Here is a 23925-nt window from a genome sequence, read left to right as displayed (position 1 = left end):
ACAGACATTGCAAGGCATTGACAAGAGCGATTAATTGGGAATCTTAAATGGCTACATGAACTGAAATGGCTCGGTGTTGACCGCCGAGATATGCACCTCAGTAGCATATTTGCCTGCCTTCAGTTGCTCCGCAAGCCACGCCGCCACGCGAGGCTTCATGATCTTCTCCGCATTATGTCCGGGATCAATCAACGCAATTCCTGCCATCTCGGCATCCTGGGCCGTGTGATAATCCACATCCCCCGTGACCAGTACGTCTGCACCACGAAACTGTGCATTCTTCCAATAACGGCCACCTGAACCGCCCAATACCGATGCTTTCTTGAGAATTCGGGTCGGGTCGCCGACCACTCGCACCACCGGTACGTCGAACTGCTGCTTAACTTGTTCTGCAAATTCCTTAAGCGTAACCGGCTCCTTCAGCTTGCCAATTCGGCCAAGCCCCAAAGTACGGCCTTTCAAAGCCAGGGGATACAGATCATATGCCACCTCTTCATAGGGATGCTGTCTTAGCATCGCCTGCACAACCTTGCTTTTCAAGCTCTGGGGTACGACTGTCTCTATCCGCACTTCCTGAACCTGCTCCAGCTTGCCCTGGCTGCCGATATAAGGGTCACTGCCCTCACCAGGCTTAAAGGTACCGTAACCCTCCAGGTTAAAGCTACAGTGGCTGTAATTGCCGATGGCACCGGCTCCTGCCTGTAGCACAGCATCCAGCACCTTTTCATGATGGTCCTTAGGTACGAATACCACCAGCTTGTACAGTTCGTCCGTGTGCAGGTCCTCCAAAGAGCCCGTGCTTTCTATACCCAGTACCTCAGCCATCCAGTCATTCATTCCGCCGTCCGTGATATCCAAGTTCGTATGGGCAATATAAACGGCAATATCATGCTTGATCAGCTTCTCGTACACCTTGCCCATCGGAGTATCACTTTGTAAATTCGCAAGTGGACGATAAATAATCGCATGATGGGCCACAATCAGATTCACTCCAAGCGCAATGGCTTCATCCACTACAGCTTCGTTCACATCCAGAGCCACCAGCACATGTCTGATTTCCTTCTGCAAGCTTCCTAGCTGCAGACCGATCTTGTCTCCCTCCATCGCTACATGCTTGGGGGCCAACTGCTCCATATATTGTATTACGGTTTGACCTTTGGCAAACATGCCAGCACCTCCTTAAGCTGTCCCGATAATTGGACTAATTCCGCTTCCTTCTTGCGTGACGCCTCCAGATTTGAGGCAGTCAATGAACGGCGAATCTGTTCCAGCTTCTCCAGTTCCGAATCCCATTTGGCAAGAAAGGCCTCGTTAGGCGCCATCGTCAAATGCGGGCCCATCATCAGCAACAATTCCTTCGTTAGCTGTACCTTATTGCCCCCTGGCAGCTCACGCTCCCGATAGAGCTCTTCATTTTGTCTGGCCACATCAGAAGGCCTCTCTGCCATCATGACTTCATAGATCTTACCGTCTTCCTCCAAAATCGCTTCCTTGGCCAAAAACCATCCGTGCCCGAGCAGCCAGCGACGTACGAACTCTCCCCCGACGTTAGGCTGCAGCACAAGGCGCTTCACGCCTGCAAGCTTCTCTTCACCTTCGCCAAGGATAGTGACGATCAGAGCACCACCCATCCCTGCTATTGTAATGGCATCCACCTCGCCTGGGGCAAGGACAGCCAAGCCATTTCCTTTACGAACTGAAATTCTTGCCGACTCACCGGCTTCCGCTACCTGGCGGCGTGCCGCTTCCAGAGGCCCGTCATTGACTTCTCCGGCGATGGCAAAGGCGGCCCTGCCACTTTGCACAGCGCATACTGGCAATAGCCCATGATCTGAACCAATGTCAGCAAATCGGCATCCACTTGGAAGCCAATCGGCAATTAGCTGCAATCTAGCTGATAATTTCATAACCGGTTTCCACCACCCATAGCTCGTTTTCCCCATGTTCTCATCACCAACGCAAGCCATTTGCATTGCCCGGGAAAAAACGCTAAAATAAAATCAATAAAGAAAAAGAAGGAAAAACATCCAGAATATTCTTCTGGCGGATTCCTTCTGTTATGTAACAAAAATGACCTTGCTGCTTCGCAGCAGAAGGTCAAAGTTGCCTGCCCGCATCCAGCTTATTCGAGGAAATCCTTCAGCCGTTTACTGCGGCTAGGATGACGCAGTTTGCGAAGCGCCTTCGCTTCGATTTGCCGAATTCTTTCGCGCGTCACGCCGAAGACTTTACCGACTTCCTCCAATGTTCTTGTCCGTCCATCATCAAGACCAAAGCGCAAGCGAAGTACGTTCTCCTCGCGTTCCGTAAGCGTATCGAGTACGTCCTCCAGTTGCTCCTTGAGCAATTCGTAGGCGGCTGCATCAGCAGGAGCAAGTGCCTCTTGGTCCTCAATAAAATCACCCAGATGAGAATCGTCTTCTTCCCCGATCGGTGTTTCCAATGAGACCGGTTCTTGAGCGATCTTCATAATCTCCCGTACCTTCTCCACGCTGAGTTCCATCTCGGCTGCAATCTCTTCAGGTGCCGGTTCACGGCCCAACTCTTGTAACAGTTGCCGGGACACCCGGATCAGCTTGTTGATAGTCTCCACCATATGCACGGGAATCCGAATCGTTCGAGCTTGGTCAGCAATTGCCCGCGTGATCGCTTGGCGAATCCACCACGTAGCATAGGTACTGAACTTAAAGCCCTTCTTGTGGTCAAATTTCTCCACGGCTTTAATCAAACCCATATTGCCTTCCTGAATGAGGTCCAAAAATAACATACCTCGACCCACATAGCGTTTTGCAATGCTGACCACAAGCCGCAAGTTGGCTTCAGCCAGACGCCGTTTGGCCTCTTCATCCCCATTCTCAATTCGCTTGGCAAGCTCCATCTCGTCATCTGCCGACAGCAAGGGTACCCGCCCAATTTCCTTCAAATACATTCTTACAGGGTCATTAATCTTGATTCCCGGGGGTAGCGACAGATCATCTTCAAAGGTGAACTCTTCTCTTTCATGGGATTCGTCCCCATCTCCACGCCGCCGTTCTTCATCGCCATCACCCGTGACGTCAACACCAAGGTCAGCCAATTGCTCAAAAAACTCATCCATCTGGTCGGGATCCTGATCAAAAGGCGAAAGCTTCTCCATAATCTCTTTATAAGTTAAAGAAGATCTCTTTTTGCCTTGTTCTATCAGTTGATCCTTCACCTGATCAAGTGTCAATTCCGTTTCTAGTTCAGTATGCTGGTCATTCGTCATATCGGGCTCCCTCCTCCCTAGAAACATCGCCGAAACTCCATCGTCTTACTGTCTCTCTAGGGCAATAATTTCACTTGCTATTTGTGCGGCACGTATAAAATCCCCGGCTCGTTCGGCCGACACCATTTCTTCCTTCTTCTGTTTGATCTGTGCAAATAGCGGTACCCGCCTAATCTCCCGAATGCAACCATCCAGTTCTTCGGTCGTCCAATCGGCCGGGATTTCCATCATAGCGATAGAAATTGCCGTCTGCTCCAGCCGTTCATCCTGAAGCGTCTGGATGAAGCGACTTGCATCCGGGGTCTTCCCTTGTGCATAATAGGCGTATAGATAAGCGGCAATAGCCACATGATCTTCAATGTTAAAGCCGGTTCCCACCCGTTCACTAACATAGCGGGACACCTCTTCGTCCTGCAACATAAAAGCGAGCAGTCTCCGTTCTGCTACATGATAAGCGGGTAGCAGAGTTGGCATTGACGGCTGCCTTTTTTTATGCCTACCATTATTCCACCTTTCGGGCTTATTATCCCCAGCGCTTGCCTTTTTTTGCATAGCGGTCCTAAGTTCATTGCATTCCTGCTTCAAGCTTTCGAAGGAGACCTGCAAATCAGCAGACAATTCCTTCAAATAAATTTCACGTTCGCTTGGGGATGAAAGCCCTGCAATGACGGGCATCGCTTCTTTGATATAAGCTACCTTTCCGTCTTCTTCTAGCAGTATATGGTTCTTTTTGAGATATATAAGCCTAAATTTGACGGATGAAACTGCACCGGCCAAGACCTGCTCGCGAAATCTCTCGGCTCCATGCTTTTGAATAAATTCGTCAGGGTCCAGGCCTTCACTAAGCAGAGCAATTTTGACCTGAAAGCCGACGTTCTCCAAAATCGGAATACTCTTCAATGCAGCCGCTTGTCCGGCGGAATCGCCATCATAGCAGACCATAATCTCCTCGGCCATCCCTCTCATAATCGCCGCATGACTTTCCGTCAATGCCGTTCCCATGGTGGCCACGCCATTATGAACACCGGCTTCCCAAGCGCTGATAACATCCCCGTAACCTTCAAAGAGCACGATCTGGCTAGTTTTACGGATTTCATTCTTCGCCAGATGCAGATTGTACAGGATGCGACTCTTGGTAAACAGCCGACTTTCCGGCGAGTTCAGATACTTGGGTTGTCCTTCGCCTAGGACTCTGCCTGCAAAGGCAATCACCTTGCCGCTCCGATTGTGTAATGGAAAAATGACCCGGTCACGAAACCGATCCACGAATCCAGAACCATCCTGCCTGGACGACAACAAGCCACCCTTCTCCATCTCTGTCAGGTCAAAGGAACGTTTCTCCAAGAACTGCACCAGCGTATCCCATCTGGAAGGAGCGTATCCGATTTGAAACGTGTCAATCGCTTTGTCCGTAAACCCCCGGGATTTTAAATAATCCATGGCTGGTTTACCGAACTCCGTATTTTTCAGCAAATAATGATACAGCTTGGAGGTCCATTCATAAGCCTGCAGCAGTTGTTCAAGCTCCCGGCTTCGAGGGGTGTCCTCAAAGGTCCTTCCCTTATCTTCATAAGGGATGTGCGCCTCGTCCGCCATGATTTTTACAGCTTCGGGAAAGGTTAACCCTTCGATTTCCATCCTGAATTTGATGGCGTTCCCGCCTTTGCCGCAACCATAGCAATGGAATATTTGGCGATCGGGAGTCACAGTAAATGAAGGGGTTTTCTCCGAATGGAACGGACATAATCCCTTCATGTATTTACCCTGCTTTGTCAGATGAACGTGCTTGCCGACGGTATCGACGATATCATGCTGACGCAAGACGGCTTCGATAACTTCCTCCGGTATACCACGCCCGGTACTCATCCAAACCACCTTCATCCTTGGAACTTTCCTTGTGCAATGCTCCTTGACGTAAATAATAATTCGCTAAAATTATACATTCTCCTGCAAATGTTCTAAAAGTTTTGTCAGTTGAGCCGAAAAATGCTCGCGATCTGCTGCTGTAAACGGTTTGGGCCCTTTCGAGTAACGTCCGCTGCGCCGCGCTTTGGCGTGAAGGTGCCGACTCTCCAATAACTCGTCAATTTGATCGGGGCGATAGAGTCGGCCCCGGGGAGAGATACACTGGCAAGATTTGGCGATTACCAAAGCGGCCAAGCCATAGTCCTGAGTAACGACGATGTCTCCCTTGGCTACATGGTTGGCAATGTACATGTCTGCGCTCTGGCTGCTCCGATCCACCTGAACCACGGTAACACCCTCTTCAGCCTGCAACACATGGTCATAGGAGGAAACCATCAAGACATGTATCCCAAATCGACCTGCAATTTCGACAATTTTCGCCTTTACGGGACAGGAATCCCCATCGACGACAATCTGCACCTTCTTCCCTCCATTCTGCGCGCTTGCTTGTTCAACCATACATCGCGGCTTTCAAGCGAGGCAGGTGCAGTGACTGAGCTAATCCCAGCCACCACGCCGTCTCCCTCTTATTGTTATGCCCAAACCAGCTTGCTAAAGTCAGCGAATGTCTTCAAATCATCATTGATAACGGATAGCAAGGCCAGCCGATTTGCACGGACCGCTTCATCCTCAGCCATAACCATAACCGCATCAAAGAATACGGTGATGGCTTCCTTCAACTCGCCAAGTCGTTCCAAAGCTCCAGCCGCATCACGTGCTGCCAGGGTTTGACGATAATTATTTGAAACGGACTGCCAAGCTTCATACAATGCTTGTTCTGCGGACTCTGTCAGAAGATCTGAACGGACCTTTCCTCCAGTCGCTTTGGCAGCAAGATTGCTAACACGGCCGAAGGATTCCACAGTCAGCTTGAATTCCTCCTTGCTGTGGACTGCCTCCATCAAGGCACGACCTCTTGCAACTACGGAAACGACATCGTCATAGCCAGCAGCGATAACCGCATCGACCACATCATAGCGCAGTTCACTGTCCGACAACGCTTTTTTGACACGGAGTCCAAAGAATTCCATCATATCCTTCAGGATTTCCTCTTCACCGCGCTTCAAGCCGCGGAACTGCTGATGCGTTTCCAAGGCCAGCTTGAACAGATCCTCTAAGGAAATCGACAGTTGATGTTCCAGTATAATTTGCACGATACCAGCCGCTTGACGGCGCAGTCCGTACGGGTCCTGTGAACCGGTTGGTATAATGCCAATCGAGAAGCATCCGGCAATCGTATCCATCTTATCAGCGATACTTACAATAGAGCCTACCGTTGAGGCAGGTACCGCATCATCGGCAAAACGCGGCTGATAATGCTCGAACACGCCGCGAGCGACTGCTTCTGCTTCCCCGGCCTTACGAGCATAGTCCTCGCCCATTACACCTTGCAGCTCAGGGAACTCGTATACCATTTGCGTGACGAGGTCAAATTTACAAATTTCTGCGGTGCGTGCAGCAGCTTCGGATGTTCCCGAATCTACCTGAAGCATGCTCGACAGCTTCTCTGTATTGCGGCGGATACGCCGAACCTTGTCGCCTACCGTACCCAATTCATCGTGGAATACGATGCTTTCCAGCTTGGACAAGGCATCCTTGATCGCCAATCTCTGATCTTCTTCGTAGAAGAACTTCGCATCGGACAGACGTGCACGCAGCACCTTCTCGTTCCCACGGGCAATGACATCAAGCGAAGCATTATTTCCGTTGCGCACCGTGACGAAGTAAGGCAACAAGCTACCCTTATTATCAAGGACAGGGAAGTAACGCTGATGCTCACGCATAGAGGTAATTAACACCTCCTGCGGAATGTTCAGGAACGATTCCTCAAACGTGCCAAAGAGCACGGTTGGTGTTTCGACCAGGAACAGGACTTCCTCCAGCAAATCATCCTTGACTGCAATATCCCAGCCTTTTTCTTTCGCAAGAGCCGCAATCTGCTGCTCAATCAACGCCTGACGTTCGTTAACATCGGCAATAACGTGCTGAGCACGCAATGTCTCTACGTACCCGGCTGGCTCGGAGATAACGGCTTCGCTTCCCAGGAATCGATGACCACGAGTTACATTGCCAGATTTAACCCCGGTAATTTCCAGATCAATAATATCTTGACCGAACAAGGCAACCATCCAGCGAATCGGACGAACAAATTTGAAATCATGGTTGCCCCAACGCATGTTTTTCGGGAAATTCATCGCCTGTAAAATACCAAGCAGCCCCTCAGCCACGATACTCGCTGTCTCCACACCAATGCGGCTCTTGTTAACGTACACATATTCTGTGCCGCCAAGCTCGCGGAAGGTAAACTGTTCAGGATTTGCTCCCTGACTACGGGCAAAGCCCAGCGCTGCCTTACTCCAGTCGCCGTTCTCATCCAGAGCGATTTTGCGGGAAGGTCCCTTGACTTCCTCATGTACGTCATCTTGCTTCTCCGCAACATCCTTCACCAACACCGCCAAGCGCCGCGGAGTGGCATAAGTCTCTACTGTGCCATGAGCAATAACAGATTCCTCCAGCCATTTCACCGTACGATCCTTCAATTGCTCCGTTGCATTACGAATGAACCGGGCCGGCATTTCTTCCAGGCCGATTTCAAATAATAAATCCTTAGCCACGAGCAGCGCCCCCTTTCTGAAGCATCGGGAACCCGAGCTTCTCACGCTCTTCCAAATACGTAGCAGCTACCTGACGAGCCAGGTTGCGTACCCGGGTAATGTAACCGGTCCGCTCTGTCACGCTGATCGCTCCTCTTGCATCCAGCAGGTTGAACGTGTGAGAACATTTAAGCACATAATCATAGGCAGGGAATACCAGCCCCTGATCCATCGCTTTCCCTGCTTCTTGCTCGTACATATTAAACAAAGTGAACAGCATCTTGACGTCGGAAATCTCAAATGTATATTTGGAATGTTCAAACTCGGCCTGGTGGAACACATCGCCATAAGTTGTCCCATCCACCCATTCCAATTCAAATACATTCTCCTTATCCTGAATATAAGAGGCCAGACGCTCCATCCCGTAAGTAATTTCTACAGCTACCGGATTAGCCTCGATTCCACCTACCTGTTGGAAATACGTGAACTGGGTAATCTCCATTCCGTCCAGCCATACCTCCCAGCCAAGTCCCCAGGCGCCCAGACCGGGATGTTCCCAGTTATCTTCAACAAAGCGGATATCATGCTCCAATGGATTGATTCCGAGGCGCTTCAAGCTCTCCAAATAAATCTCCTGAATATTGTCCGGGGATGGCTTCAGAATCACCTGGAACTGGTGATGCTGGTACAGGCGGTTCGGATTCTCCCCATAACGGCCGTCAGCCGGACGCCGGGAAGGCTCCACGTAAGCCACATTCCATGGTTCAGGACCAATGGAACGCAGGAACGTCATAGGATTTAGCGTACCTGCCCCCTTCTCCACATCATAGGGCTGAACGATAATACAATTTTGTTCCGACCAGAACTGCTGCAACGTGAGAATCATTTGCTGAAAGTTAATACTCATTGAACCACATCTCCTAACCTCTAATGGAATCAGCTAGCTGTTACGAGGCAATATAAAAAGCTCCCGCCTCTACGCCTGCTGTCAGACGTAGGGACGAGAGCTGTAAGTTCCCGCGGTTCCACCCTACTTGATTTGCCCCGCTGCGAAGCAGCAGCTTTCCCAGGCAAATCCGCTTTTCAAGTTCCATTCATGCTCCGGGGATGCCATGTTCACAAGGGCGGCTTGGCCGGGCTCTCACCACTCCCGACTCGCTAGATCAGCACGCTAGGTCCTGATTTCAACAAACTTCAACCTCGTTACTTTTCCCGTTCAACGCATGGACTCTCTATGAAGAGAAATCTTATATATATTACCTAATATTATGCCATTCGTCAAATCTCATATTTATCGAGTTGGTCAAGAAAATGCTGTGATTTTAGCTTAAGACCTAGCTGTATGTCCATAAAGGCACGCATCAGGGTTTGCAGCTCCCGCTTGGTTTCCTCTTTGACCTCCACATTGCCCAGCCGCCTTAAATCAACCTTTTCGAACAAAATCAGCAGCTTCAGCACACCGGGAGAAGCCTTCACGGCCGCCGGGTCCTGATGTCGACACTTCCGGCACAATCTGCCGCCAAGTCTTGGACTTATGTAGGGTGAGTCATCGCTAACCCCGCAGGAGACACAGCTTGCAAAGGATGGACCATATCCCGCCGCCTGCAAAATCTTCATTTCGAACAGGTGCACCACAACTTGCGGGTCCTTGCCCGCCGATAAGCCTTCGAGACAAGCCTTTAATTGGGAGAACCAAAAGCTTCCCACCTCATCATCCTGCAAAGTGCGGTCTAGCAGCTCGCAGGCATAAGCAGCATAAGCCGTCAGGAAAAGATCTTCACGCAAAGAAAAGTGAGATTCAATGATCTCACCTTGATTCAGTGTTCCCAAGCCACCGTTTTGACGGAAGAACATATACTCTCCATACGTAAAAGGCTGCGTTAGCGCGGCATGGCGGCTTTTGACCTTTTTTGCTCCCCTTGCCAAAATCCCGATCTTACCGTGCGTATCCGTGCTCAAAGTAATAATTTTATTGCCCTCGCCATAGTCCATGCTACGGATGACGATGCCTTGCACCCTGTAGAGCATGTCTCTTCCCCCAAACGGAATTACTCGGCCTCTTCCACCGCAGCCAGTTCATCTGCAGCTACGTTCTCCTCTTCGGAATTGCCGCCCACTTCTTTATAGAACAAGTAAGCATCGACATCTCCAGTTATCGCAAAATACTTCCACGAAAAATCTCGCATTCGTATTCACCCTTTCTTCGGAAACGACGCCTGCATCTTCAAAGATAGGATGTGCGCATAGAAGCGATCTATGCGTTGCAATAACTCCCAGTACCGGATGATCCGGCCATACTTATTTAAGCATCTTTATGAAAGCCCAAATCCTTCAGCACGCGGTCCTGGTTACGCCAGTCCTTCTTGACTTTAACCCACAGCTCCAGGAAGATTTTTGAGCCAAGCAACTTCTCGATATCATGACGAGCCAGCTTGCCAACTTCTTTCAGTAAAGCTCCCTGCTTGCCGATAATAATTCCCTTCTGCGAATCCCGCTCAACAAAAATAACCGCCGAGATATAAACTACACCGTTATCCTCTGCTCGCATGTCCTCAATGGTAACAGCGATGGAATGCGGTACCTCCTCGCGGGTAAGATGCAGAATCTTCTCACGAATCAGTTCGGCGCACACAAATTGCTCAGGGTGATCCGTCACTTGATCTTCTGGGTAATATTGCGGACCTTCCGGCAAATATTTTCCAATCTGTTCCATCAAAGTGTTAACGTTGTTGCCCAACATCGCAGAGATTGGCACAATTTCGGCGAAGGGATAGAGCTTACTGTATTCCTCAATCAAGGGCAGTAGTTGCTCCGGCTCAATGCGGTCAATCTTGTTCATGACCAGAATGACTGGCGTCTTCAAATCCTTGAGTCGCTCAATAATGTAGCGGTCTCCGCCTCCAAGTCCCTCAGCAGCATCTATAAGAAACAATACCGCCTCTACCTCGCCAAGTGTACTCAAAGCCGTTGTGTTCATATAATCGCCCAGCTTGGATTGACGTTTATGGATACCAGGTGTATCCAGGAAAACGACTTGCATCGCCTCCGAAGTAAAGACCCCATGGATTTTGTTCCGCGTGGTTTGCGGTTTATCCGACATAATAGCGATTTTCTGACCTATGATTTGGTTCATGAGCGTGGATTTGCCCACATTCGGCCGTCCAATGATCGCCACAAAGCCTGATTTGAATTTTGCTTTTGCCATTAGCACACGATTCCTTTCCGTTCATATCGGCCCTTCAGCCTGTATTCAATCAATGTTCAATGCATTAAGATTGAGGCTCGTCCAAATGGGACGGAGCAAATGCGAAGGGAAGCAGTTCCCCGACCGTCGTACGGCGGATATTCCCCTTAAGATTACCCAAAATCACCGGCATATCCGGTCCGCACAATTCCAGCAACACCTGCCGACAAACACCACAAGGTGCAATGGGTTCGTCCGTATCTCCAACTACAGCTAAAGCGCGAAATGTTCCTGGCCTGTGGCCGTCTGCGATGGCCCGGAATAATGCCGTCCGCTCCGCGCAATTCGTTGGGTTATAAGCAGCATTCTCCACATTGCAGCCGCGATGAACCTGCCCCTTCTCGTCCAGTAAGGCGGCCCCTACCCCAAACCCCGAGTAGGGAATATAGGCTGCCTTCCGAGCTTGTATCGCTTCCTGTATCAATTGAATGTCATCCATCAATTTCTTCCCTCTCCTCACAACCCAAGCAGGCAGGTTACCGGTTCATAAAATAACAGAAGTCCGATCACCACGGCAAACACCGCGGCAACCAGCACTGCTCCGGCTGCAGCATCCTTGGCGATCTTCCCTAAACGATGCCAACCCGGCTCGGCTAGGTCCACTGCCGCCTCAATAGCCGTATTGACCAGTTCCAGCGAAATGACCAACGCGATGACCAGCAATAGCAAAGCCACATCTCTGACAGGCAGAGACAAAACGATGGAAGCGACCATCACCAGCACCGCAACCACACAATGGACTCTTAGATTACGTTGAGTTCTGAGGGAAGATACAATTCCCTCCAGTGCATAACGAAAGGTCGAGCTCCAGTGGCGGGTCGGCTTCATCAGCGCATCAACCCGACGCGGGCCAATGCCGCTTCTTGCTTGCCCATCATTTCCGCTTCACTCTCGGCGTCCTGATGATCATATCCAATCAAATGTAAGAAGCCGTGAACGAATAGAAAGCCAATCTCTCGCTCCAGGGAGTGCCCGTAATCTTCACTTTGCAGCTTGGCCCGATCCACCGAGATGATGATATCTCCCAGCACATCGGTCAGACCATCCACTTCCTCGTCTTCTTCCAGTTCGTACACAATTTCCAATTCGTCATCCAGCGATTCATTCATGGCAAAGGAAAGCACATCGGTAGGCCGGTCGATCCCCCGGTAATCCCGATTCAACTCATGAATAGCTTCGTCATCCACAAAGGTCAGTGCTACCTCACCTTCTGTAATTCCTTCCGCCTCAGCGGCGATTTGCAACGCTTTATCAAGCAGATCGATCAGATGCTCATCAATCTCCATCTTATCTTGCTCATTGCTCCAAGCCAGTTCCAGGCTCATTCAGCTTCTGCCCCCTGTCTTTCTCCTCGTTTTCCTTATGCTTCTTCATTTCTTCCGGATACTCGATCCGAGAGTGGAAGATCCCCATTACCGTCTCTTTCAATGTCTGGGCAATTAAATCAAGTTCTCTCATCGTCAAATCACATTCATTAAATTGATGATCATCAAGACGGCTCTTGATAATCTTCTCAATCATCGACTCTACTTGCTCCACCGTAGGCTTGCGTAATGAGCGCACCGCAGCTTCCACGCTGTCGGCAATGCCGACCACAGCAGCTTCCTTGGACTGCGCCTTAGGACCCGGGTAACGGAAGTCTTCCTCGGTAAAATCAGGCTCAACCCCTTGCTCCTCGGCCAGACGCAACGCTTTATGATAGAAATAATGCAGGAACGTTGTCCCGTGATGCTGCTCCGCAATATCCCGAATCGGCTTAGGCAACTTATAATCCTTCTGCATTTCCACGCCATCCCGGGCATGGGCGATAATAATCGATTTGCTTAACTTGGGATCGATAAAATCATGCGGATTTTCCATATTGTTCTGGTTCTCAATAAAATAACTTGGTCGCTTCGTCTTGCCGATATCGTGATAATACGACCCGACTCGGCAGAGCAGTCCATTGGCGCCAATCGCTTCAGCAGCCGCCTCTGACAGATTACCTACCATGACACTATGATGATAAGTCCCCGGTGTTTCCGTCAGCAGCTTGCGAAGCAACGGATGGTTCGGGTTCGACAGCTCTACAAGCTTGAGTGCGGATAGAATGCCAAAGGATGCTTCGAAGAACGGCATCAGGCCGATGACCAGAATGGTCGTCAATAAGCCCCCTGCAATAGAGAAGCCCAAGGCATACAAGGTACTTTCCTGAGTCCAGTCCTTATTGCCGATCAGCAGCATCGTAAAGATCGACAAGGAACCGAACAGGCAAATCATGATCCCCGCCTTAAGCAGTGAGGAACGCTGGCTTGCCCGATGAATTGCAAAGATCGAAGCAAACGAAATCACAAAGGCAAAGAAGCCAAATTGGAAGTCAAAGATTTCATTTTGCCGCTGATTCAAAATAATGCTTGCCAGAATACTGAACAAAATCGAGCAGATATAGGCCAGCGGTAAATCCAGCAACAAGGTAATCAGCATGGCACCGGTAGCGATAGGAGCCAAGTAACCGATATACGGCCGCTGCTCATTCTGCAAAATATTGATAACATGCATAGAAGTTATGGTGATCAAAATAATCAACAACAGCATGACAAACTGTGAGTTGTTATACTTAAACCGACTTGCACCCTCGGACTGACGGATGTACATAATGAGCCCGATAGCCATCAATAGCGAAAACAACACCAAGCCGAACTGTGGTGAATAATTGACCTCATCCTTCAACAGTCCGTTTTTTTCCAGCAGCGTGTACATTTCCTGGGTAATTTTCTCACCCTTGCCGACGAGCACATCCCCTTGCTTGATATACACAGTTGGTGTGTTCTCCCGTGCCTCTACCTTCGCTGCCTTTGTCGCCTCTTCATCGTAGAACTTGTTGGCTGTAATGGATAGACGGGCAAGTTCTTGCACGACTTCGCGCGAGGTTCGCTTACTCAGTGAGCTTGTACTCACCATCTCCGCTACCTTGGCCCGTGCCGCCTGAGCCTCTACAATCGGATCAGCAGTAAGTCTGGCAACAATATCTGCAGCAACCGGCTTCATCTCATTGATGTCCTCGGCTGTCAGACGCGGAATTTTGATAAAGGTTTCCTCCGAGATGTGGTATTGCTGCTCATCCACTCGTTGCGTAACCTCTTCAAAGAGCGTCGCGGAGTATGTACTGGAATTGCGGTTATTCATGATAAAGTTCTGAACATGATCCTTGACGCGCTGTGGCAATTCCTCGCGATAAATCTTGATCTTGTCATCCTCAGATACCTGATCATCCTGATTCAGACGAAAAATCCGGTCAAGCATTTGCCCGACCAACGCTTCATTGCGAAGAGGAAGGATGGTAAACACCTGACCTTCTTTCTCGGCCGCTTCCTCCTGTGCCTTTAACGTAGCCTTGGTGTCCGGAATGTCCATAGGTGCCAAAATTTCCTTGTCGCTTGGCATGCCTACCGCAATATCATAAGTTTCGGGCAGCAATTTGGGCGCCAGGCTGACATACAGCATAATAACAAGCACCACAAACAAAGCATACCGGACCGCTACACTATGTTTCCAACCCGTAATTTTGGAAGGAAACTCATTTTTCTTTTGCTGATCGTGATTCGTCATAAAGACAGCCCTCCTGAACAAAGCAAACCTCTGGCCTAACCCGAAGCTTACCCTTGATTTTCGGCAGCACGATCGTATGCAACGATGATCTTCTGCACCAGCGAGTGGCGAACGACGTCGGATTCGTCAAAATATACAAACCCGATCTCTTCGATCCCGCTTAAGATAGTCTTTGCCTCAACAAGCCCGGACTTCTTCCCCTTGGGCAGATCAATTTGTGTGACGTCGCCGGTAATCACCATCTTGGACCCAAAGCCAAGACGGGTCAAGAACATTTTCATTTGCTCCGGCGTTGTGTTCTGCGCTTCATCCAAAATAATAAACGAGTCATCCAGCGTCCGTCCGCGCATATACGCGAGCGGCGCAATCTCGATCAATCCACGTTCCAGTGCCTTAGCCGTCTGCTCCATACCCATGACATCGTAAAGCGCATCATATAACGGCCGCAAATAAGGGTCTACCTTCTCTTGCAGGTCACCTGGTAGGAAGCCCAGACTCTCGCCGGCCTCAACGGCAGGGCGAGTCAGGACGATGCGCTTGACTGAACCCTCCTTGAGGGCTGTAATCGCCAAAACAACGGCAAGGTAGGTTTTCCCCGTCCCTGCCGGCCCGATACCGAAGACGATATCCCGTTTCTTGATCGTCGTTACGTAATGCTTCTGACCGATCGTCTTGACCCGAATAGGCTTGCCCCGGTAAGTAACAGCAATTTCACCTTTATATAAATCCAGCAGTTGATCGGCGCGAAAATCTTTAGCCAAATCGATGGCATAAAGCACATCTCTTTCGGTCAGAATATAGCCGTTCCGAATCAATTGGAGCAATACCGCGAACAACTGCTCCGCCTTTTCTGCTTCCCGTTGTTCCCCACGAATCACAATTTCGGATTCCCGTAAAACAATATTCGCCTGCATATGCTGTTCGATTAATTTCAAAAACACATCCTGAGGGCCGAACAATGAAAGTCCTTCAGCCGCACTCTGAAGCGATAATTTAAGGTTCACCAGTTGTTCCGACAAATAGACTCATTCTCCTTGATCTTGTACTATAGGCACCTCTTCAGCAATATTTTGCTCTACTTCGAAATGCACTTTCATATAAACTTTACCATTCTCCGTCTTCTCATGCAAAATTTTTTGGTTCAAAATGACGCTATCGACCCCATATTTAGCCAGAATATCGCGTTTCACCCGTTCGATTCCCTGCTGCTGTGCCTGCTCGTCCGTACGCTTCAACTCCATCTCTGCCGTCTCCAGGATCTTTTCCGACATCCAGCCGATTGGAAGTTGGAAGCTGCGCCAGGTTAACGGGTCCATTTCGGTTAACGTTTCCGCTTGAATAAAGGGCACCTTGCCATACCCGGTTAACTGAACAGCCGTTTTGCCAAAATATAAATAACCGCGTTGTTTGCGGTCGCCCGTATATACCTTTTGCTTATAGACCAGCGGCACCTCAATCTTATATTCATGCCAGACCAGACCGCGAATCTCCGCTTTGGATACCACTGCCTTCCCGCCCTGAATTCCCGATACAAGCACCTGGCCTTTCTTGACCCTATCATTCTTACCCACCTCGGGTTGCCCCTTCTCCGCATAAATATGCGTAATGACAGCATCATACTTGCTGACCAAGTGATGTGGATTACGCAGCGCCTGCTCCTTCGGTCTTGTCGACTCTACCAATTGAATCGTAATCCGGGTACCACTTCTCGTCACCCCCACCCAGGATGCCCCAGGCAGCTTACGAGTCATGCTTGCAGATAGCTTGTCCTGCTCAGGCAAGCGGAATATCCATTGAAATGGATAAACCCCCTCCTGCTTGGCCACCTGAAGAACGTCCTCGACAGGGATCAACTCATTGCCTTTCACCTCAACGTCCCATACAAGCGAAGATAACCCTATCACAGCCGTAAGGAATAGAGCAAAGCCGATGATAAAGCCTTTCCGTTTCCACATCTTGGCCCACATGAAAGGCAGGCCAGAGCGATGACGTACTCTCATACGGCAGCCTGTCCTTTTCAGAAGCGGACGCAAGCGAAAGAAGTCAGCAAGCGGAAGCTTCATATCCATCCGCCCTTCAGACAAAGGCTTGACATCCCATACGCCGATCCCTTGCCTGGACAGTTCATTGACAAACCCCTCAAGCGACTCTCCACGAACCGTGATGGTAACGACGCCTCGGACTAAAGAAAGAATGGATGATTTCACAGGTTATTCCTCCGTTTCACGATATTTAATCCCCAAGATTCGGCCTTCTACGACTACCTCTTCGGGCATAATTGCCTTGATTACCAAGTCCTGTCCCTCTACTTCCAAAGTCCCTTGACGCAGCGCCAATTGCAGCACCTCAGCAGAGAAATGAATCACGCCGCGATGATTTTCTATGTAAAGCTGCCGTCCACCAATTAAGGTGAGCCTGGGCAGATCAAATACGAGATCGCTGGGCAGGTCGAGCGCATCGACCGTCCACTTACGGATTTTCCGGGCAAACCGGCTCATATGAGGCAATCCTCCTTCCCCTACTGTACAAATTATGCGAGGTCCCGCAGATTTATGAGAAAGGAGCACAAAGCAAAAAACACCCCCTACATAAATGTAGGAGGTGTTTATCTGTGAGAGTTATGGCAGGAGTTGCTGAACTACCTGATTGACAAGTCTGCCGTCCGCCAGGCCTTTGACCTTAGGCATCAAGGCACTCATCACTTTCCCCATTTCGGCTTTAGAAGAAGCACCGGTTTCCTGGATGGTCTGCTGTACAATGACTTTAATTTCTTCTTCAGAAAGCTGTTCCGGGAGGTATTCCGCAAGAATCTCCGCTTCCGCTTTCACTTGCTGGGCAAGATCGTCACGACCCGCTTTTTCAAATTCTTGGAGGGCATCTTTGCGCTGTTTGATTTCACGACTTAGGATATCAAGCACTTCGTTATCGTTCAAAGTTCTTTTCAAATCTATTTCAAGATTCTTTATCGTAGCACGAACCATTCGTATGGTGGAGAGCTTGAACTTGTCTTGATTCCTCATCGCCTGCTTCATATCTTCGTTCAATCGCTCGCTAAGATTCATCGTTGACTAAATCCTCCTAAAACTTTCTCTTACGAGCAGCCTCGGACTTTTTCTTGCGCTTAACGCTTGGCTTTTCATAATGCTTGCGTTTCTTCACCTCAGCCAATACTCCATCTTTCGCGATGGAACGTTTAAAGCGACGAAGTGCAGCATCAATTGTCTCGTTTTTGCGAACTTTAGTTTCAGACACCAGTTTTCCCTCCCTCCGACCAGACCGTCCAAGAGCATAACACGGTTCATCAAACTTCATTATAGGGGAAAGGGAAATAACGTGTCAACCTGGGCGCCCGGTTTTTTCTCTTCCAATTTCTCTAGCAATCATTCATAATGCGTGCGAATTTGAGGACTGTACCAAGGCACCAAGCTTGGCGCCTCCTAGCAAGTGATAATGAATATGCTGTACCGCTTGTCCACTATCAGGTCCGCAGTTATTGATAAGACGGTACCCACTCTCCGCGATTCCCAGCTTTCCAGCCAGGTCCTGGGCAATTCGATGCATCTCCCCGATGAGGACAAAATCCTCGGGAGCAACCTCATTCATCGACCCGATATGCTTCTTGGGAATGATCAATACATGAGTCGGTGCAGCCGGCTGAATATCATGAAATGCCAAAAAACGCTCATCCTCGTAAACCTTGTTGGATGGAATGGTTCCTTCGATAATTTTGCAAAACAAACAGTTATCCATGAGAAAGTCCTCCTAGTTCTGTTACTAGAGCGTTCTCAGACACGCCCCAACACCACTACTCGTATGATACCGAAAAAAGACAAAAAAAAGAAGCACCCTGCCGCCTCAAAAATGAGTTGGCTGATCGCACGGACGTATTGGACGGAAAATCAAGCATAGCTCTCTGTAACCAATACGTCCGGCGGGGTGCTTGCAAAATATGATGTCGGCTAACTGTAGTATAACAGGGGGGTGATACTGTATCTGTGATATACATCACCCCCAAGAATCTATTTTCAGCTTATTACAAGTACCTGTTCAAAAAGTCAGGTTTTCAGAAACCAAGCCTATGCTTCCGAGGTGCGTTTTTTCAAAACGCTTGAGCCACGCTAAAGCCAGGGACGTCAGTAGCTGAGCTACACGTATTCGGAGAAAACAACTTCGGAAGCAGGGGTACGTTAGCAACTCAAATGTTTCGGCTCAATTCTAAAAATGAGCGGTTGACCGTTAGCGAGAGCGGATAATCAAACTCACGTAGGGTCAATGAACTAGAGATCGCGTTTCCCCGAGGCCTATCCAAGCTTCCCTTTTCTGATTATAGGTAAAAACTCCCGTTAAACCGCTTAAATCCGGCACAAAGCGGGGCTTATAGGGATTTCCTCCTGCTAATCTTGATAGAATCGTCTATTGCTGGGAAAAATCTCAAAATTAACAGGAGAATTTCCCGCTAAATAGGGAATTTGGGCGGATATAGGCGAATTAGAGGGAGGATTTCCTGTTAACGGAAGCATATACTAGGCCCGACTGAATTCAAGATTCGATGTCGAAATCCCTTCCTGAGCCACTTCGTGATCAAAAGTTGGCTTTTTGAACTACCTCTTCAATATATGTTCAAAAAGTCGGATTTTCAGGACCGAGAAGCTTGGATGAAGCTAGGGACTGAGTAGCGGAGCGTACGTAGTGGGTACGTGAGCAACGGAAGGCCCGGGTGAATTCGAGATTCGTGCCGAATTTACTCCTTGAGCAGCCTCGTCCTGGAAAGATGACTTTTTGAACTACCTCTTCAATAATTGTTCAAAAAGTCAGGTTTTCAGGACCGAGAAGCTTGGATGAAGCTAGGGACTGAGTAGCGGAGCGTACGTAGTGGGTACGTGAGCAACGGAAGTCCCGGGTGAATTCGAGATTCGATGCCGAATTTACTCCTTGAGCAGCTTCGTCCTGGGAAGTTGACTTTTTGAACTACCTCTACAACCGTTCTGTTTCGATGCGTGAGCCAGCGCCTCCACTATCCGCCGGAATCACAATCAGCTTGCGCGCCAGCCTGGATCGCAGTTCAGCTACATGGCTGATGATGCCCACGGACAGATGGTCGTGATGCAAATGCTCCAGAGAGGTAATGACAGTATCCAATAATTCGGGGTCCAGCGTACCGAACCCTTCGTCCAGGAAGAAGAATTGCAGCGGATACTGACCGCGAAGCTGAATTTGGGCGGATAAAGCCAAGGCCAACGCTAGCGAGGTCAAGAACGTCTCGCCGCCCGACAAAGTAGCCACCGGGCGTTTTACTCCCCCATTGGCATCATCACGAATCACAAACCCGCCTCCGGAATCTGTCTCCAGTGCATAGCGCTGCTTCGTCAAGGAGCGTAGGCGCTGGGAAGCCGCATGGCTAACATTCATCAATTGCTCTTCGGCCACATATTCGACGAAGGCATTGCCGCGCAGCGAAGATTGCAGTTTGCCTAGTAGGCCAGATTCCCGCTCCAGCTCGCCCCGCCGTTGCTCCAACTCTTGCCAGCGGATGTGGCGAACCTGCAACTCCTCCCAGTCTCGCTCCGTGCGCGCCTGGAGTTGCAGGGCTGTCTCGTCCAACTGCTTGGCAGCAGTCAATGCATCCACACTCGCTTGCCACTGTTCGCTGCCAAGTGTCTGTCCTTGCAGCTTGGCATCCAGTTCGCTGATTGACAATACCAGTTCTTGTTCTCTACGCCGGTGATGCTGAACCTTTTCCCCCAGTTGCTCGGCTTCGCCGGGAGCAAGCAGGCTCTCCAATACCTCATCCTTCACCGCAAACGGTGAGGCTTCAAGCTCGCTCAGCCAGCGAGTCTCAAGCTGCTCAGCTTGCTCCTTGGCCGTTAATGCCGCCTGAAGGGCAAGGGCCTCCACTTTGGCCCGTTCATGGCTTTCAGCTACCGCTGTGGCCTGCTGGTGGCGTGTAGTCTCTACCTTGCGTCGCAGTTCTGAGAGCCGATCCTTGGCTTCAGCAAGTTGCGCCTCAACCGGACGTTCTCCAGCCCAAACATGCAGCCGTTCTTGCTTCTCACGCAGCAGTTCACCCTTGCCCTGTTCCTGTGCCTCCCATTGGACCAGTTGCTTATCCAGTTCTATCGCTTCCTGGGCCAGCGCTTGCAGTTTGGCTGCTCTCTCTTCAAGGTAAGGAATACTGGCATCCAGGCGTTGCCGAAGTTGCTCAGCCAACCGATCCTTGGCCGACAGCTCCTCCAGATGACGTGATGCTTCGTCCGGCATGATTCCGGGGAATAAGCCCTCCCATTCCTGGCGCCCCTGAACCAGGGCTGACTCAAACCCTGCGCTGCGCTGAACCGCCTGCTCCAGAAGCTCGCTAGCTGTGGCTACAGCCGCTTCAGCAGCAGCACGCTCCGGCTGCAAGGCCGAGAACGCACTTAGAGCCTCGCGTGCTTCAAGCTGCAAAGCCACTAATTGATGGCGCACGGCCTCATGCTGACCGGCATACTCCTCGGTCTGCTGACGCAGTTCGGTCACTGGCAATCCGGCTAATTCCAACGATGAGGGGGCCAGGGTTGCTGCCACTTCAACTTCGCCAGCGGAAGATGCCTGTGGCTTTCCTCCATCCTTTTCGCCCATATTGACAGCGAGGGAATCAAGCAATCCCTGGCAATTCTCCCGATCACGGGATACGACCAGGAGAAGATCCCGGCAACCGGAGATCAGGGCCGTCCATTCCTCCAACTCGTTCTCCCCGATTTGGTGCAGTCCTTGCGCCTGTCCGGCAAGGACAGGATGATGCGCTGAGCCGCACACAGGACAAGGCTCGCCTTCGGCCAGTTCTTCCGCCAGCCGTGACGACCATAGCAGGCGTTCCTGTGCTTTCAACGTCTGACGCAACGCGGCTTCATGCGTAGTCCATTCCCGTAATCGAGCGACCAGCAGTTCTTCTAACTGGGCAAGCTGCTGCTCAGCAACAACTATCTGTCGACTCAGGGCCTCCATAGCATCCTGAGCCCGCTGCGTATCCTTCACGACACGTGCCAGCCTGTCGTCTGTCTCCTTCGCTCTCAAGCGGCTCTGTGTCTCCTCCGCAGCCGCCTTGGCCCACTGCTCCTGAAGTCCTGTGAGTCGCTGCGCATGTTGAACTGCCGCTTGTCTAAGCTCCCGCTCCTCAGACTTGACAACCGCTCCCTGTAATTGCTGTTCCAGTTCACGTTGAAGGCCCTTCGCCTTGCCGAGAAGCTCCTCTTCCTTCGCCGTCTGCTCCGTCAGAGCAAGCCGCTGGCGCACGCCTTCCTCGCGTCGCCCGGCCAACTGCCGTACCTCGGCAGCCAGTCCTTCCGCTTCCGCTTGCAGGCCACGGGCCTGCTCCAACTGCTCCAGCTTCACGAGCAGCTCGGGTTCGCTCTGCTCCAGCGCCTGCGTAGCGGCCAGAGCATCGGCCTCCGGCTCCAGCGCCTCTGCCGAGGCATGGCCAAGCCCCTGCTGCTCGGCTGCTGCTTCCGCCCGGCGCTGCTCGGTCTCCTTCACGCGCCGCGACAGCTTCTGCGCAAGCAGGTCACCGTATTGCTCCAGATGGAACAGCCGCTGTAACATAGCGCGCCGTTCGGCTCCCTTTAGGGATAAAAATTCAGCGAACTTGCCTTGCGGAAGCACGACCGCCCGCGTAAAGTCATCCATCTTCAGTCCGATCTTCTGCTCGACATAACGCGTCACATCAGCAAGCTTATCGGCCAGCACCTTCTCGCCCTCCGGCATAACTTCAATAAAGCGGCTAATCGTATTGCTTACCGTCAATTCGCTTTGTCGTTTAAAACGCCGCTCCACCCGGTAACACTCCACCCCGGCCGCCGAAGTGAGCTCAAAGGTGAAGGACACAAACAAGCTATCTTCCGCGTGGTTCATAATTCCTTGCGTGCCGCCGGAGGCACGGCCCACCTTACCATAGAGGGCCAGCGTAAGCGCGTCCAGAATGGTGGATTTGCCACTTCCTGTAGGGCCGAAGATACCGAACAGTCCTGTCTCACAGAGTTCAGTGAAATCGATCGTCTGTAACTCCCGGTAGCTCTGTAATCCCGATAATTTTAACGTAATCGGCTTCATCCCCGGTCCACTCCTTCCTCAGAAGCCTCGTCCTCATTGTCCTCAGACACCAGCGACATAAACAACTCTACCAATTCCGCTTCGGGCTCAGCTCCACCGGTCTGCCGTTGATAGAACTTACGGAACAACTCCGACACCGGCATTCCCGCCCGGGATACGAATGTTTCCTCGGCATCCCGTCCCGGGTATACCGGACGAATATGTACGATTCCTTCATGTGCCTTGCGAAGCGCTTGAATGTCACCCAGAGACATCGCCTCGCTCAAGCTAAGCTCAAGGTCAATAAATGCCTCGGCATCTCGCCCTTCCGCAAGCCAGTGGTACGCTTCCTCCAGACCGCCCCGGCAATTCCAGCGAACAAGCGGCCGTCCGCTGCGTAAGAACAGCTCTTCAAGCCGAGGCTCTCGCCCCGGCTGAATATCCAGCAGCATCACCGATTTGGCTTGTCCCGCTTCGGAGAAGGAGTAAGCGAGCGGAGAGCCGCTGTATCTCGCAAGGCCTGCCCCCTTCACGGCTTGTGGCCGATGGAGATGGCCGAGTGCAGTATATTGGGCCCCTGCATCTAACGCCGAAGGATCAACCGTATACGCCCCTCCCACTTGGATTGGACGTTCGGAATCCGACTCAAGTCCCCCCAGAACGTAAATATGGCTCATTGTCAAATTGACTGTATCCGGGCGAAATGCCCGGGACATCTCCTGCATCAGCTTACCCACCTTGGCGCTATAGGCCAGTCTCAGGCCGGATTCATCCTCGTCCCCCGCTAATACCTCCGCTAGTCTGGCCTCCGAGGGATAGGGCAAGGCAGCAATGACGGCCAACTCCCCGGTTCGTGCCACGGGAATTCGTAACGGCTCAGCGGTTGGTAATCCCACCAGCGAGATGCCCTGCCGGAATACGAGCGGCGATACCGCCGATACCCGTTCCGGTTGATCGTGATTGCCAGCAATCACCGCCAGATGCCCTCCCGCATTGGTCAATCTGGCTGCTGCATCATAGAACAAGGCTTCCGCTGCCGCCGGAGGGTTGACGCTGTCATACACGTCTCCCGCCATCAGCACAAGATCGATCTGCTGTTCCCTTACGATCTGCACCAGTTCATCCAGGAACTGCTCCTGTTCGGCCAGACGGCTGCGCCCTTCGAGCGTACGTCCCAGATGCCAATCACCTGTATGCAATATCCGCATGATTTTCCTCTCCCCTCA

General features: G+C 50.9%; 23 protein-coding genes. All 23 read right to left on the bottom strand.

Features of this window, described 5'->3' with window-relative positions; genetic code table 11:
• Positions 1-51: 51 nt before the first annotated feature.
• Positions 52-1167: a Nif3-like dinuclear metal center hexameric protein gene (locus BN3279_RS15805; protein WP_059052140.1), complete on the bottom strand. Its 1116-nt coding sequence runs from the start codon at positions 1165-1167 to the stop codon at positions 52-54.
• Entirely contained in the window at positions 1143-1907 is a 765-nt protein-coding gene (locus BN3279_RS15800) for a tRNA (adenine(22)-N(1))-methyltransferase (RefSeq protein WP_059052139.1), read from the bottom strand. The genes BN3279_RS15805 and BN3279_RS15800 overlap by 25 nt, the downstream gene beginning before the upstream one ends.
• Before the next feature lie 215 nt (positions 1908-2122).
• Positions 2123-3247, bottom strand: coding sequence for an RNA polymerase sigma factor RpoD (rpoD, locus tag BN3279_RS15795; RefSeq protein WP_059052138.1), 1125 nt, complete (start codon positions 3245-3247; stop codon positions 2123-2125).
• 45 nt (positions 3248-3292) lie between these two features.
• Complete coding sequence (dnaG, locus tag BN3279_RS15790; RefSeq protein ID WP_059054461.1) at positions 3293-5113, bottom strand: DNA primase; 1821 nt, start codon at positions 5111-5113, stop codon at positions 3293-3295.
• Positions 5114-5182: 69 nt separating this feature from the next.
• On the bottom strand, positions 5183-5671 hold the full coding sequence (locus BN3279_RS15785; protein WP_059052137.1) for a YaiI/YqxD family protein: 489 nt from the start codon (positions 5669-5671) through the stop codon (positions 5183-5185).
• Between the two features lie 74 nt (positions 5672-5745).
• Positions 5746-7827 (bottom strand): glycine--tRNA ligase subunit beta, encoded by a 2082-nt coding sequence (glyS, locus tag BN3279_RS15780; protein WP_059052136.1) that lies wholly within the window; start codon positions 7825-7827, stop codon positions 5746-5748.
• Positions 7820-8707, bottom strand: coding sequence for a glycine--tRNA ligase subunit alpha (glyQ, locus tag BN3279_RS15775; RefSeq protein ID WP_059054459.1), 888 nt, complete (start codon positions 8705-8707; stop codon positions 7820-7822). Before glyQ ends, glyS begins: the two co-directional genes overlap by 8 nt.
• Positions 8708-8753: 46 nt before the next feature.
• Entirely contained in the window at positions 8754-8900 is a 147-nt protein-coding gene (locus BN3279_RS23830) for a hypothetical protein (RefSeq protein ID WP_157686460.1), read from the bottom strand.
• Positions 8901-9084: 184 nt separating this feature from the next.
• Positions 9085-9834 (bottom strand): DNA repair protein RecO, encoded by a 750-nt coding sequence (recO, locus tag BN3279_RS15770; RefSeq protein WP_059052135.1) that lies wholly within the window; start codon positions 9832-9834, stop codon positions 9085-9087.
• Between the two features lie 20 nt (positions 9835-9854).
• On the bottom strand, positions 9855-9992 hold the full coding sequence (locus BN3279_RS23470; RefSeq protein ID WP_082673102.1) for a YqzL family protein: 138 nt from the start codon (positions 9990-9992) through the stop codon (positions 9855-9857).
• Positions 9993-10108: 116 nt separating this feature from the next.
• Positions 10109-11011: a GTPase Era gene (gene era / locus BN3279_RS15765; protein WP_059052134.1), complete on the bottom strand. Its 903-nt coding sequence runs from the start codon at positions 11009-11011 to the stop codon at positions 10109-10111.
• Positions 11012-11075: 64 nt separating this feature from the next.
• On the bottom strand, positions 11076-11489 hold the full coding sequence (locus BN3279_RS15760) for a cytidine deaminase (protein ID WP_059052133.1): 414 nt from the start codon (positions 11487-11489) through the stop codon (positions 11076-11078).
• A 17-nt stretch (positions 11490-11506) separates the two neighbouring features.
• Positions 11507-11878: a diacylglycerol kinase family protein gene (locus tag BN3279_RS15755; protein WP_059052132.1), complete on the bottom strand. Its 372-nt coding sequence runs from the start codon at positions 11876-11878 to the stop codon at positions 11507-11509.
• A complete protein-coding gene (gene ybeY, locus BN3279_RS15750; RefSeq protein ID WP_059052131.1) occupies positions 11878-12375 on the bottom strand; it encodes an rRNA maturation RNase YbeY in 498 nt (165 codons plus the stop codon). Before ybeY ends, BN3279_RS15755 begins: the two co-directional genes overlap by 1 nt.
• Positions 12347-14638, bottom strand: a complete 2292-nt coding sequence (locus tag BN3279_RS15745; RefSeq protein WP_059052130.1) for an HD family phosphohydrolase — start codon at positions 14636-14638, stop codon at positions 12347-12349. The genes ybeY and BN3279_RS15745 overlap by 29 nt, the downstream gene beginning before the upstream one ends.
• Before the next feature lie 47 nt (positions 14639-14685).
• Positions 14686-15657: a PhoH family protein gene (locus tag BN3279_RS15740; RefSeq protein ID WP_059052129.1), complete on the bottom strand. Its 972-nt coding sequence runs from the start codon at positions 15655-15657 to the stop codon at positions 14686-14688.
• A gap of 6 nt (positions 15658-15663) precedes the next feature.
• Positions 15664-16845: a sporulation protein YqfD gene (gene yqfD, locus BN3279_RS15735; RefSeq protein WP_059052128.1), complete on the bottom strand. Its 1182-nt coding sequence runs from the start codon at positions 16843-16845 to the stop codon at positions 15664-15666.
• Between the two features lie 3 nt (positions 16846-16848).
• Positions 16849-17136 (bottom strand): sporulation protein YqfC, encoded by a 288-nt coding sequence (gene yqfC, locus BN3279_RS15730; protein ID WP_059052127.1) that lies wholly within the window; start codon positions 17134-17136, stop codon positions 16849-16851.
• Between the two features lie 120 nt (positions 17137-17256).
• Positions 17257-17700 (bottom strand): GatB/YqeY domain-containing protein, encoded by a 444-nt coding sequence (locus tag BN3279_RS15725; RefSeq protein ID WP_059052126.1) that lies wholly within the window; start codon positions 17698-17700, stop codon positions 17257-17259.
• A 16-nt stretch (positions 17701-17716) separates the two neighbouring features.
• Positions 17717-17890, bottom strand: coding sequence for a 30S ribosomal protein S21 (gene rpsU / locus BN3279_RS15720; protein ID WP_005547957.1), 174 nt, complete (start codon positions 17888-17890; stop codon positions 17717-17719).
• Between the two features lie 132 nt (positions 17891-18022).
• Entirely contained in the window at positions 18023-18388 is a 366-nt protein-coding gene (locus BN3279_RS15715; protein WP_059052125.1) for a histidine triad nucleotide-binding protein, read from the bottom strand.
• A 1224-nt stretch (positions 18389-19612) separates the two neighbouring features.
• On the bottom strand, positions 19613-22720 hold the full coding sequence (locus BN3279_RS15710) for an AAA family ATPase (protein WP_082673101.1): 3108 nt from the start codon (positions 22718-22720) through the stop codon (positions 19613-19615).
• Positions 22717-23907, bottom strand: a complete 1191-nt coding sequence (locus tag BN3279_RS15705) for an exonuclease SbcCD subunit D (protein WP_059052124.1) — start codon at positions 23905-23907, stop codon at positions 22717-22719. Before BN3279_RS15705 ends, BN3279_RS15710 begins: the two co-directional genes overlap by 4 nt.
• Positions 23908-23925: the final 18 nt, after the last annotated feature.

The sequence above is a fragment of the Paenibacillus senegalimassiliensis genome, assembly GCF_001486585.1.
GTDB lineage: Bacteria > Bacillota > Bacilli > Paenibacillales > Paenibacillaceae > Fontibacillus > Fontibacillus senegalimassiliensis.
Note: the sequence above shows the minus strand (reverse complement) of the source record. Positions and strands in the feature narration are given on the sequence as shown.

What these genes read in the sequence shown, in the direction of transcription:
- BN3279_RS15805 (WP_059052140.1), bottom strand. Translation starts at nt 1,167, where the DNA reads ATGTTTGCCAAAGGTCAAACCGTAATACAATATATGGAGCAGTTGGCC.
- BN3279_RS15800 (WP_059052139.1), bottom strand. Translation starts at nt 1,907, where the DNA reads ATGAAATTATCAGCTAGATTGCAGCTAATTGCCGATTGGCTTCCAAGT.
- rpoD (WP_059052138.1), bottom strand. Translation starts at nt 3,247, where the DNA reads ATGACGAATGACCAGCATACTGAACTAGAAACGGAATTGACACTTGAT.
- dnaG (WP_059054461.1), bottom strand. Translation starts at nt 5,113, where the DNA reads ATGAGTACCGGGCGTGGTATACCGGAGGAAGTTATCGAAGCCGTCTTG.
- BN3279_RS15785 (WP_059052137.1), bottom strand. Translation starts at nt 5,671, where the DNA reads ATGGTTGAACAAGCAAGCGCGCAGAATGGAGGGAAGAAGGTGCAGATT.
- BN3279_RS23830 (WP_157686460.1), bottom strand. Translation starts at nt 8,900, where the DNA reads ATGGAACTTGAAAAGCGGATTTGCCTGGGAAAGCTGCTGCTTCGCAGC.
- recO (WP_059052135.1), bottom strand. Translation starts at nt 9,834, where the DNA reads ATGCTCTACAGGGTGCAAGGCATCGTCATCCGTAGCATGGACTATGGC.
- BN3279_RS23470 (WP_082673102.1), bottom strand. Translation starts at nt 9,992, where the DNA reads ATGCGAGATTTTTCGTGGAAGTATTTTGCGATAACTGGAGATGTCGAT.
- era (WP_059052134.1), bottom strand. Translation starts at nt 11,011, where the DNA reads ATGGCAAAAGCAAAATTCAAATCAGGCTTTGTGGCGATCATTGGACGG.
- BN3279_RS15760 (WP_059052133.1), bottom strand. Translation starts at nt 11,489, where the DNA reads ATGGATGACATTCAATTGATACAGGAAGCGATACAAGCTCGGAAGGCA.
- BN3279_RS15755 (WP_059052132.1), bottom strand. Translation starts at nt 11,878, where the DNA reads ATGAAGCCGACCCGCCACTGGAGCTCGACCTTTCGTTATGCACTGGAG.
- ybeY (WP_059052131.1), bottom strand. Translation starts at nt 12,375, where the DNA reads ATGAGCCTGGAACTGGCTTGGAGCAATGAGCAAGATAAGATGGAGATT.
- BN3279_RS15745 (WP_059052130.1), bottom strand. Translation starts at nt 14,638, where the DNA reads ATGACGAATCACGATCAGCAAAAGAAAAATGAGTTTCCTTCCAAAATT.
- yqfC (WP_059052127.1), bottom strand. Translation starts at nt 17,136, where the DNA reads ATGAGCCGGTTTGCCCGGAAAATCCGTAAGTGGACGGTCGATGCGCTC.
- BN3279_RS15725 (WP_059052126.1), bottom strand. Translation starts at nt 17,700, where the DNA reads ATGAATCTTAGCGAGCGATTGAACGAAGATATGAAGCAGGCGATGAGG.
- BN3279_RS15715 (WP_059052125.1), bottom strand. Translation starts at nt 18,388, where the DNA reads ATGGATAACTGTTTGTTTTGCAAAATTATCGAAGGAACCATTCCATCC.
- BN3279_RS15710 (WP_082673101.1), bottom strand. Translation starts at nt 22,720, where the DNA reads ATGAAGCCGATTACGTTAAAATTATCGGGATTACAGAGCTACCGGGAG.
- BN3279_RS15705 (WP_059052124.1), bottom strand. Translation starts at nt 23,907, where the DNA reads ATGCGGATATTGCATACAGGTGATTGGCATCTGGGACGTACGCTCGAA.